Source organism: Pseudobythopirellula maris (genome assembly GCF_007859945.1).
GTDB lineage: Bacteria > Planctomycetota > Planctomycetia > Pirellulales > Lacipirellulaceae > Pseudobythopirellula > Pseudobythopirellula maris.
In genome coordinates this window covers 743020-753227 of the sequence record NZ_SJPQ01000001.1, presented here as the reverse complement: position 1 = coordinate 753227, position 10208 = coordinate 743020, and the positions used below count along the sequence as shown (strand labels likewise).

The following is a 10208-nucleotide window of genomic DNA, read 5'->3' as shown; positions in this document are numbered from 1 at the left end:
CGCTCGTCCACACCTATTCGAAAAACGCTCTAAGCCCGCGGTGAATGCGTCCAGCGAAGACGCAGCACCTGCTGGCCCGTTTCATCGTGGACTTTCTCTTCGGTCAAACGGAACCCGTACTTCTGGTAGAACGCCCTTCCGACGGCGTTCACTGCGAAGACATCAAGCTCGAGCGCGTCACGCGGCTCGGCGACGTGATCCAGCAGCGCTCGGCCGGCGCCTTGGCGCTGAAGCTCGGGGGCGACGAACAGGCCCCCCACCTCGTCGCCCAGCATCGCGACGAACCCGGCCACCGGTCGGTCGGGGGCGTCCCACACCCAGTTCTCGGTGATTGGCATAAAGACCTCGGCGATCTGGCGTTTCGCCTCGGAGCGGAACGCCTCGTCCATAAACGGGTGGGCGAGGACCGTGGCCTCCTCCCAAACAGCGAGCAGACGCGGGAGGTCGTCCTCTTGGTAGGGGCGGATCATGGCGGGGTGTGGTTGAGGGGGAGAAGGGGATATCGAAGGGCGGCAGGCTTGGGTTGACAGCGACCGCAGCCGCGAGGTTCACCCAGTCGATGTCGTTGGCCAAGGCACTCTTTCTATGAAAGGCCTCGCTAGGCTGCAGCGAAACCTACCGGCTGGCGCCGCACGGGACGAGAACGTGCCCGAGAAGAGGGCGACTTGCCGCAAACTCCGTGAGCCGCCCAACGGAGCGGCCCCATTGGGAAGTGACACGCCCCGGCCCTTATGCGACGATCCGGCTAACCGTTTGCCCCGCTCCCAATCCTCGCTGCCCAGGCCACCGCTCGATGAAAACGCGTCCCCTCGGTCCCTCTGGTATAGAAGCCTCGGTCGTTGCGTTCGGCGCCTGGGCGATCGGCGGCTGGATGTGGGGCGAGCCCGACGACGACGCCTCGGTGCGGGCGATCCACGCGTTCCTCGACGCCGGCGGCACGCTGATCGACACCGCGCCGATCTACGGCTTCGGCCACAGCGAGGAGGTCGTGGGCCGCGCCATCCAGGGGCGCCGCGACCAGGTGGTCGTGGCGACCAAGTGCGGCATGCGTTGGGACCTCAGCCCGAAGCAGCTCGAGCGTGCGTCGCACAAGTTCTCGACCACCAAAGAGATCTTCGACCGCGGCGAGCCGACCCCCGACAGCTTCGACGTGTCGATCTACAACGGCGCCGACGGCATCCGCGAGGAGGTCGAGCGCAGCCTCGAGCGGCTCGGCGTCGAGACGATCGACCTCTACCAAACGCACTGGCAGCAAGACAGCACGCCGATCGACGAGCGGATGGAGGCGCTCCTCCGCCTGAAGGACGAGGGCAAGATCCGCGCGATCGGCGTCTCGAACGCCTCGCCGGAGCAGATCGACGCGTACCGCGCCGCCGGCCAGCTCGACACGGACCAAGAGATGTACTCGATGCTCGACCGCGGGCTCGAATCGACCAACCTCGCGAAGTGCGCCGACGACGGCCTGGCGCTGCTCGCCTACTGCCCGATGGCCCAGGGGCTGCTGACCGGCAAGACCGACCCCCACCGCGAGTACCCACGCGACGACCAGCGCCGCGAGAACCCGCGGTTCGCGCCCGACAACGTCCGCAAGGTGCTCTCGATGCTCGAGCCGTTCGGGCCGATCGCCGAGGCCCACGGCGCCACCGTGGGCCAGGTGAGCATGGCGTGGACCCTCGCGGTGCGCGGCTGCTCGCACGTGCTCTGCGGCGCCCGCAACGCCGAGCAGGCCCAAGAGAACTGCGGCGCCGGCGACCTGGAGCTGACGCCCGACGAGCTGGCGACCATCACCGCCGCGGTCGACGGCTACGACGGCGTGTGACAGCCAAGCAGTCAGGCAGCCAGGCGCCAAGAAAGGGTGGCGGGGGCGCACCGCGGAGCGGAAGCCCCCGAGATGCACCAACCCCCGATCGGCTCGCCCGGGGGCTTCCCTGGCGGGAGCGCCCCCGCCACCCCGACCTCCCGCCCACGGCGACCCACCGGGTAGCCCAGGTTTTTCAAACCTGGGTCGCCAAAGGCTACAAGAAGCCGCCACGAAAGCGCCGCAAGTAGCGCTGGCCTAGCCCCAGCAGCGCACCCGGCTGCGTACTACGGCAGCGCCAGCCACCACGGAGCGAGTCGAAGACAACTCAATACACGTCAGTCCGCGATCGCGCCCGAGTCTTCGACGACGATCGCCACCAGGTCGGCCAGGCCGCTCAGGCTGGCGCGCTGCACGTCGTGGGCCGAGATCACGCCGCCGTGGCCGTCGGGCAACTCGCGGGTGGCGGTCGTGTTCTCGACGACCGTCACGGCGTAGCCGCGGTCGAAGCCGCCGCGCGCGGTGGAGCTGACGCACATGTGGCTCATGAAGCCGGCCAGCACGAGGTTCTTGCAACCGGCCGCCTGGAGCCGATCGCCCAAGTCGGTCGAGGCGAACGAGTCGGGGAAATTCTTGACGACGACCGGCTCGCCTTCGCGCGGCGCCACCGGCTCGGCGATCTGCCCGCACGGCGCCGTCAGGTCGTAGGGCGATCCCGGCCCGGCGTCGTGCTGGATGTGGAAGACCGGCACGCCCGCCTCGCGGGCCCGCTCGAGCAGCCCTCTGGCGTGTTCGAGCGCCTCTTCGACGCCTTCGAGTTGCATGACCCCTTCGCGGTAAGTGTTCTGGCAGTCGATCAGCACGAGGGCCGACTCGCTCAGCTTGGCGGGTGTGCTGGGGAGGCCGGCGATTTCACGGATGGTGGGCATGGGGGGGAGTCCTTTCGTTGGGCACTGTCGTGTGGACGAGTGTCGCACATTACTGCACTCGATGCTTCCAGTAATCGGGCTGGCGGTGCAGGTGCGCGACGGCGACACCGACGGCTCGCTCACCCTCCGTGAGATACAGGATGGCGTACGGAAAACCTGGGAGCCGTACGTAGCGAATCTCGTCGCGGTAGAGCGGCCATCGCTGCGGGTGGTTGGGATCGACTCGACCGCCGCCTCCGCCTCGATCAGAAACGCAGTGGCGACACGGTCGCTGATCTGGCGGTACCAAGCGTGGGCCTCCGTGAGTTCGGCGGCGGCTTCGCGGTGGTAGGCGAATTCAACTCTGGGCACGGTCGCGCAGCTCCGCGTGCAGGGCGTCGGCATCGACCGTGGGGGCGGCGCCGCTGCGCAGCTCGGCGACGCGACGGTCGATCTCGGCGTCCCAGGCCGAATCGAGCGTGAGCCCCTCAGCCGGCGCCTCGACGCTCCCCATCAAGCGAACCGCGAGTTCCTCGCGTTCGCCGGCGGGCAGCCGGAGGGCCTCGTTGAGCAGGTGGTCGGCGCTGGCGTCCATCGTTTGATTCCTTGGGGGCAACCGTATTGTATCACAACGGCTGAGGTGGCGCGGGCGTGGCCGAAGGCGTAGCCCCCCAGCGTTTAGCGAGTGGAGTTCGCGTTGGTGATTCGCCGGGGGCTCCGCTCCGCTGCGACCCCGTGCGCCCGGCGGGTCACGGTAGCATGTGGCTGAATAAGTGGGCGTCGTCGCCGACGCCGTGGGCGAGCCGCTGGATGAGCCGCAGCACGTGGTCGCAATCTCCCGGGTCACTCAGCCAGCTGGACTGCGTTGCCCACTCGGCCGCGAACTCGCGCCGCTCGTCTTCGCCCATCGTCGAGATACGGCGCAGCGCCTGCCGGGGAAGGCCGACAACGCAACCTTCGTCGTCGGGGCAGTCGAAGAACCACTCGGGCGGGTCCTCGACGCCGAGGGCCTCCGCAATGTCTCCGGGATCGACCGACTTGAGCGCGACGTGCGGGAAGGTGCGGACAAACGGCGGGGCGTTGGCTTCAAGATACTTGGCATAGTCCGTGTCGGCCGGCTCAACGGGATCGACGGCGGGCCGTCCTTGAGGACCGGCGAGGGTCGTCGGCGCCGTGCCCTCCGGGGCTCCGGGGTCCCAGGTGGTGTACTCCGTCGCTTCGCCAGTGAACGGGTTACTGCCCGAGCGGGTGACAGGCGTGGCGAGCCGCCGCCGGGCGTCGGGAAAACAGGCCACAATCTCGGTGTCTGCAGCGGTAAAGAGCGTGCTGTAAACGGCCATCTGGATTCCTTGGCAAGTGCTTTAGGGCAAGCCGGGCAGTGGCGCCCAGGTAGCTTCGAGCAGCAGCCTCGGCAGTGCCACCCGCCGCATCGATTGGGCGGCACGCGTCTCAACCGATCGGTGGGTGGCGGGGACGCACCGCGAAGCGGAAGCCCCCGTGCGCACCAACCCGATCGGTCAGCCCCCCACTTAGCTACTTCTCCAGGAAGGCGGCCTGCCATCCCCATAGTCCAAGGAGGCCCACTCCGAAGCCGACGAGCATGACGAACCACCCCGTGTCGGTGTTCGTTATGGAGCCAACAGCCAACAGCAGGGCGCCGGCGAGCACGACGATCGATGCGCTGATGGCTTTCATGGAGATGCTTGCCGGTTGAATGAGAGGAGTTGGGCCCTGGGTTGCCCGCTTTGTAGGCGTCGGGCGGGTGGCTGGGGTCAAAGCCGAAGGCGTCGCCCCAAGCGTTTAGCGAGGGGAGTTCGCGTTGGTGATTCGCCGGGGGCTCCGCTTCGCTGCGACCCCGGCCACCCGCCGTCACCCTCCTAGATGCCACAGTCGCAGCCACCCATATCGCAGCCCCCTCCGTCGCAGCCCCCTCCATCACCACAGACCGGTAAGAAGCTAAGATCACAGCACCAAGGGCTATCGGCGCCACGATTCTTACTCGGCTTGTTCGGTTTCTTTTCTTCGACGCCATGGGGTTCGGTATCGGCCATGGCTGCGCAGCGCAGCTCGACAGCCGCTGCCTTGCAGGCGGCGAAGCGGCGGCGAATTATGGCCCATCCACTGAGCACGCCCTGATCACGAACGATGTCTGCCACGGCTTCGGAGCAGGAGGCCCCGCCATGGACCAACCGGTGCGCGCACGAAAACCCTTTGTGGGGAGAAATACGCCGTTGATAGAAGGTAATCAGGCTTACCGAGAGGCGGGTGAGCATGGGTAGGTGGCGCCCTGAAATATTCCGAACTACATCGGATGCAATGCAATCGTTCTTACCCTCCCTGCGGCAGGGGTGTTACGCACTTATGAAGATACACTGCGCATTCGCTAGCGCCCACGTCAAGCGATACAGGATCGGCGGCCCGACCGAGTCCATGGGCAAAACGCATCGCGCCGTCCTGTCCAGGGCTGCCTCCAGGGATTGTGACGACGCGATTTGCCGCGGAGTGCGTAGGTCAGGCTGTGCCCACAAGTGTTCGGCACGCTTTTTGCGCCGTGGGGGTCATGGTGTATATCTTCGGCCATGGCGGCGAAGAAAGGAAGCAAGGCGAAAGATCTCAATGCGCAGGGGAGCCACCTTTTGCGGGAGGTGTTCCCGTTGCTGGGGCGGATCGCCGACAACTCGGCCGAGCGTGACAAGGCGGGCAACCGACGGCTGACCTACGCCCAGTACGCCTCGCTGATCCTCATCGGCCTGTTCAACCCGACGCTCGACTCGGCCCGGGCCCTGGTCGCCGCCTCCGGCGCCAAGGGGGTCCGCAAGCTGACCGCCGGCGGGCCGGCCGAGCTCGGCGCGTCAAGGGCGCCCGCGGACCGACCAGACCGGGCGCGACGAGTTGGTGCTCGCCACCACGATGCTCAACTTGCCGGCGGAGCAGGTCGTGGCGCTCTACGAACAACGCTGGACGATCGGGCTATTCTTCCGCTTCCTGAAGCACACCTCGGCTGCCAGAAGCTGCTGAGCACCAAGACCGAGGGGGGCCAGATCCAGCTCTACTGCGCGGTGCTGGCGTCGTTGTTGCTGGCGCTTGCCTGCGGCCGCTCGGTCACCAAACGGCAGTACGAGATGGTCTGCCTTCGCCTCAGCGGTTGGGCGGACGACGAGGACCTGCTCCAAGCGTTCGGCATGCCGCCTCCCTAGTCAACGCATCCGTTGTGCCGAACACTTGTGGGCACAGCTTGACCTACGGTGTGGCTCACGCCGCCTCGACGCCGTCGCCCTTCTCCGGCACGTGGCGGAGGATCTCGGTTAGCACGGTGTCGGGGCGGACGCTCTCGGCTTCGGCCTCGAAATTAAGAATCACGCGGTGGCGCATCGCCGGTAGGTAGACGCGGCGGATGTCGTCGAAGCTCACGTTGTAGCGGCCGGCCAACAGGGCGCGGACCTTGGCGGCGAGCGCCACGGTCTGGGCGCCGCGGGGGCTGGCGCCCCACGCCAGGCTGTCGTTCGCCGCCGGGGCGGCGAGCGGGCCGCCGGGGTGGGTGGCGAGGATCAGCCGGGCGATGTAGTCGCGGACGTGCGGCGCCAGGACCACCTCGCGGATGAGCCGCTGGTGCTCGAGGATCTCCTCGCCGTCCATCACCTTGCTGGGCGTGACGATCTCACCGCGGGTCGTGCGGTCGAGGATCGTGTTGAGGTCCTCACGGCCGGAGTACTCTACCTCGAGCTTGAAGAAGAAGCGGTCGAGCTGCGCCTCGGGCAGCGGGTAGGTGCCCTCCTGCTCGATCGGGTTCTGGGTCGCCATGACGAAGAACGGCGGCTTCATCTTGTACGTGGTGCCGGCCGCGGTGACGTGCTTCTCCTGCATCGTCTCGAGCATGGCCGACTGGGTCTTGGGCGTGGCGCGGTTGATCTCGTCGGCGAGCAAGATCTGCGTGAAGATCGGCCCCTTCTGGAACTCGAACTGCCGGCGGCCGTCGGGGTCTTCGACGATGAGGTTGGTGCCCAAGATGTCGGCCGGCATTAGGTCGGGCGTGAACTGGATGCGCGAGAAGTCGAGGTCGAGCACCTCGCTCAGCGTGCGGACCAGCAGCGTCTTGCCGAGCCCCGGCGCGCCTTCGAGCAGGCAATGGCCGCCGCAGAACATGCTCGTGAGCACGCCGTGCAGGATGTCGGAGTGGCCGACCATCACGTTGCTGATCTCTTTGTAGACGGCCTTGTAACGCTCGGCGAACCGGGCGGCGCGCTCTTCGATGCTCGTGGCGATGGACATTGCGGGGTGGGGTTAGGGTTAGGAACTAGGGGCTAGGAACTAGGGGCTGGGGGGCGGTCGGCTTTATTGGTTGTCGTCTTTCTTCTTCAGCGCGTCGCGTTTGGCTTTGAGCAGGCGTGAGGTGTAGCCCTCTTCTTGGGCTTTCTCTTCCGAGGCGAGCGATTCCTTGTCGGTGGTTGGCGTGGGGCGTCTCTCGCCCGCGGGACGCTCCAGGTCGGCCAGCGGCGAGGCGCCGGCGGCCGGGGCGTCTTCGTCGACCTCGAAGCGCGTTTGGGCGCGGCGGTCGCCGAGCTCGTCGCTGATTTGTTGCTTGCGGCTGCGGAGGCGGGACATCGTCTCTGGCTCTATCACTTCCGTGCGGCCGCGGAGGCGGGCCCACAGCGGGGGGACCCAGTCGAGGTTCACCTGCACGCGGCGGACGAACACGTCGGCCAAGAAGACGCAGCTGCCCAGCAAGATCAGCAGCGGCCAGATCGGCTGCGTCGAGACGGCCGGCGGCAGGTCGCGGCGGTACGGGTCGACCGCCGAGAGCGGCTCGGCCGAGTCGGCGCCGGTGAAGGCGACGCCAGCCTCCTCGTCGATCATCTTGCCCGCCTCGCCCCCCTCGGCGCTCAGCGAGGCGATCGAGCTGAGCAGCGAGCGGTTCGTCTCGCGGTCGCGGAACTCGTCGGAGTAGCCGACGTTGAGCCCCGTGCGGATCATCGGCTGCTGCGAGCCGGGATTGATCACGACCATGTAGCTGCCGGGGTCCTCGGCCTCGAACTCGCCGACGTAGCGGCCCGGGGCGATCTGCCGGAAGACGATCGGCAGCGAGTCGAGCCCCGGCGCCACGGCGGCGCCGCCGATCGTGGGGAGTTCGAGGAACTGGTCGTTCTTGTCGAGGGCGTCGATCACCACGCGCGCCTTGCCGTCTTTTATGTCGGTCGCCACGGTGAAGTTGCCGGTGTCGCCGGTGGGGCGCATCGACCAGCGGATCAGCTGGCTGTAGAAGCGGTTGTACTCGCTCCAGCCGGTCCATTGGTCGGCCCAGCGGGCGCCGGCGTCGGAGGTGAAGGCGGCGGTCTTGCCGAGGCCGTAGTTCCAGGTGGCCAGGATGGTCGAGCTGTCGCCGTCGGCCGGGATGGGCGAGCGGAGCACCACCTCCACGAGCGAGCTGTCTTTCACCGTGGTCTGCACGTACCCGGCGAGCGGCGGGAAGTCGCTCTCCAGGCCGCCGAGGATCTCGTGCCTTGTGATCAGCCGCGGGGCGACGGGGGGCTTGAGCTCGCGCACCAGCGGACGCGACACACGCCGCGCCTCGCGCTGGTAGATGCGGGGCAGGGCGTTCGCGTTGCGCACCACGTAGTACTTGCCGCCCGTGGAGGTGGCGATCTTCTGCATCGTGGCGTGGCCCGGCGGGCCGTGGGCCCCCACGGCCACCGTGGTGATCTTGACCTTCTGGTCGATGAACGACTTCATCACCGCGGCCGAGGGCGGCGAGGGGTCGCCGTCGGAGATGATGATCATGTGCTTGATCGCCGGCACGGGGTTGGTGAGCCCGGCGAACGAGGCGGCGGCGAGTTTCATCGCGGGGTCGAACTGCGGCATGTCGCCCACGGTGAGCCGGTCGATGCGGGCCTTCATCTGGTTGCGGTTGGCGCCGACCGTAATCATGCCCCCCTGCGACTGGCCCCACAGCCACTGGTCCGAGCCGTTCCACTGCAACAGGCCGGCGTAGTCGCGTTCGCCCAGGGCGTCGACCGCCTCGATGGCGATGCGCTTTTGCCAGTAATTGCCGCGGGCGATCTCGCTGGCGTGCATGATCATGCCGAGCGCGCCGACGGGGGTGACCTTGGCGGCCTTGATCTCGAAGTCGAGCGGCATCGCCTCTTCGATCTTGGTGTCGTCCCAGCCGCCGGCGCCGAAGCTGCGGTCGCCGCCGATCATCACCAGCCCGCAACCGAGCTCCTCGGTGTTGCGCACCAGCATGCCGATCTGGTCGTCGCTGAAGGCGCTGATCGAGTCGGTGGTGACCGTGCCCGAGCCGCCGCCGAAGCCGCTGCTGCGCGGCGTGTTGGCCAGCACCACGGTGTCGTAGCGTTGCAGCTCGGCGAGCGAGCCGAACAGGCGGTCGCTGCGCATCGTGGTGACCTCGAGCCCCTCGGCCCGCAGGGCGTCGACCATCGTGTCGAACTCGCCGGGGTGCTCCCAGTCCTCGATCAGCAGCACGTGGCCCTTGCCGCGGACGTGGGTGAACGCCGTGGCCAGGTTGTTCTGGGTCGAGGCGTCGGTCGCCGGGTCGTCCGGCACGAAGCGGGCCTCGTACGTGTAGAAGTCGGCCTCCTGGATCGACTCGCGGATCGAGAAGACGTTCTTGCCGGGCTCGAGCGTGACGGGGCTCTCGGAGAGCACGGTCTCGCGGTCGCCGCTCTTGCGCACCACGCGGAGCCGGCCGGTCTCGGTGGCGCCGGGCGTGGCCTCGAGCTCGACGACCGCGCGGAGCTCGAACGGCTGGTCGCGGCGTACGTCGGCCGGCAGGGTGAGCTTGTCGACGGCCACCTCGCTGCGCTGGCCCAGCGGCACGGGCAGCACGTCGATGCTCACCCCCGCGGCGGCCATCGCCCGGGCCTGGCGCAGGGCGTCGCCGCTGTTCTCGTTGCCGTCGGTGACGATGACGATCCGCTTAGCCGCGTCGGGAGGGAACAGGCTCATCGCCCGCCCGAGCGCCTGCTCGAGGTTCGTGTGCTGGCGGTCGACCAGGCTCTCGATCCGCGGCAGCTCGTAGAAAAAGTCGACGGGCGGCAGCTCGACCTCCGGCTCGCGGCCGAAGACGATCACCCCCGCGCGGTCGTCCAGGTCGTTGCGGCGGTGCTCGCGGACCGAGGCGTTGACGAACGAGGTCATCGCCTCGCGTTGCGCCTCGGGGATGCTCTGCGACTGGTCGAGCAGGTAGATGACCGTGAGTCGGTCGCTTTGCTTGCGCAGCTGGGCGTCGGCCAGTGCGAGCACGATCGCCGTGAAAACCAGCGAGCGGAACGCGATCGCTACGAGCCGCCGCAACCGCCCCAGCCCGGCGAGCGAGCGGCGGCTGAGCACCCAGATGATCGGCAGCAAGGCGAGGAGCGCCAAGTACCAGGGGCTGTCGAAGGCTAGCGAGTGGGTGAACAAGCGGCGGGAAGGTGTTGGGGTCTAGGGGATGTTACTCCCTCCCCCAGCGGGGGAGAGGAATTACGCGCGTCGCTTCGCTCCTATCG

General features: G+C 67.8%; 10 protein-coding genes and 1 pseudogene. 3 read left to right on the top strand and 8 right to left on the bottom strand.

Annotation, left to right across the window (positions count from 1 at the left end; genetic code table 11):
• Window positions 1-29 precede the first annotated feature (29 nt).
• Window positions 30-470: a GNAT family N-acetyltransferase gene (locus Mal64_RS02865; RefSeq protein ID WP_146396756.1), complete on the bottom strand. Its 441-nt coding sequence runs from the start codon at window positions 468-470 to the stop codon at window positions 30-32.
• Between the two features lie 323 nt (window positions 471-793).
• Between Mal64_RS02865 and Mal64_RS02860 the strand changes: the two genes are divergently transcribed.
• Complete coding sequence (locus Mal64_RS02860; RefSeq protein ID WP_146396753.1) at window positions 794-1819, top strand: aldo/keto reductase; 1026 nt, start codon at window positions 794-796, stop codon at window positions 1817-1819.
• 317 nt (window positions 1820-2136) lie between these two features.
• Here the strand turns inward: Mal64_RS02860 and Mal64_RS02855 are convergent, their stop codons facing one another.
• Window positions 2137-2727, bottom strand: coding sequence for a cysteine hydrolase family protein (locus tag Mal64_RS02855; RefSeq protein WP_146396750.1), 591 nt, complete (start codon window positions 2725-2727; stop codon window positions 2137-2139).
• A gap of 61 nt (window positions 2728-2788) precedes the next feature.
• Here Mal64_RS02855 and Mal64_RS02850 point away from each other — a divergent pair, with 61 nt between their 5' ends.
• Entirely contained in the window at window positions 2789-3058 is a 270-nt protein-coding gene (locus tag Mal64_RS02850) for a hypothetical protein (RefSeq protein WP_146396748.1), read from the top strand.
• Between the two features lie 6 nt (window positions 3059-3064).
• Here Mal64_RS02850 and Mal64_RS02845 read toward each other — a convergent pair whose 3' ends face one another.
• The 4 genes from Mal64_RS02845 to yidD form a co-directional block, all read right to left on the bottom strand.
• The gene (locus Mal64_RS02845) at window positions 3065-3301 is read right to left on the bottom strand and encodes an addiction module protein (protein ID WP_146396745.1); all 237 of its coding nucleotides are present in this window, start codon (window positions 3299-3301) and stop codon (window positions 3065-3067) included.
• Between the two features lie 154 nt (window positions 3302-3455).
• Entirely contained in the window at window positions 3456-4046 is a 591-nt protein-coding gene (locus Mal64_RS02840) for a hypothetical protein (RefSeq protein WP_146396743.1), read from the bottom strand.
• Between the two features lie 193 nt (window positions 4047-4239).
• Window positions 4240-4401: a hypothetical protein gene (locus Mal64_RS19605; protein ID WP_197525384.1), complete on the bottom strand. Its 162-nt coding sequence runs from the start codon at window positions 4399-4401 to the stop codon at window positions 4240-4242.
• Between the two features lie 182 nt (window positions 4402-4583).
• Window positions 4584-4979 carry a membrane protein insertion efficiency factor YidD gene (gene yidD / locus Mal64_RS02835; RefSeq protein ID WP_146396740.1) on the bottom strand — a complete coding sequence of 132 codons (396 nt, stop codon included), beginning with the start codon at window positions 4977-4979 and terminating at the stop codon, window positions 4584-4586.
• 550 nt (window positions 4980-5529) lie between these two features.
• On the opposite strand from yidD, the pseudogene Mal64_RS20365 reads away from it, so the two are divergent.
• Window positions 5530-5903, top strand: a pseudogene (locus Mal64_RS20365) (transposase); the annotation flags it as partial.
• Window positions 5904-5958: 55 nt separating this feature from the next.
• Here the strand turns inward: Mal64_RS20365 and Mal64_RS02825 are convergent.
• Together Mal64_RS02825 and Mal64_RS02820 are read right to left on the bottom strand one after the other, a co-directional pair.
• Window positions 5959-6975: an AAA family ATPase gene (locus tag Mal64_RS02825; protein ID WP_146396737.1), complete on the bottom strand. Its 1017-nt coding sequence runs from the start codon at window positions 6973-6975 to the stop codon at window positions 5959-5961.
• A 63-nt stretch (window positions 6976-7038) separates the two neighbouring features.
• Window positions 7039-10122, bottom strand: a complete 3084-nt coding sequence (locus Mal64_RS02820) for a VWA domain-containing protein (protein ID WP_146396734.1) — start codon at window positions 10120-10122, stop codon at window positions 7039-7041.
• Window positions 10123-10208 lie beyond the last annotated feature (86 nt).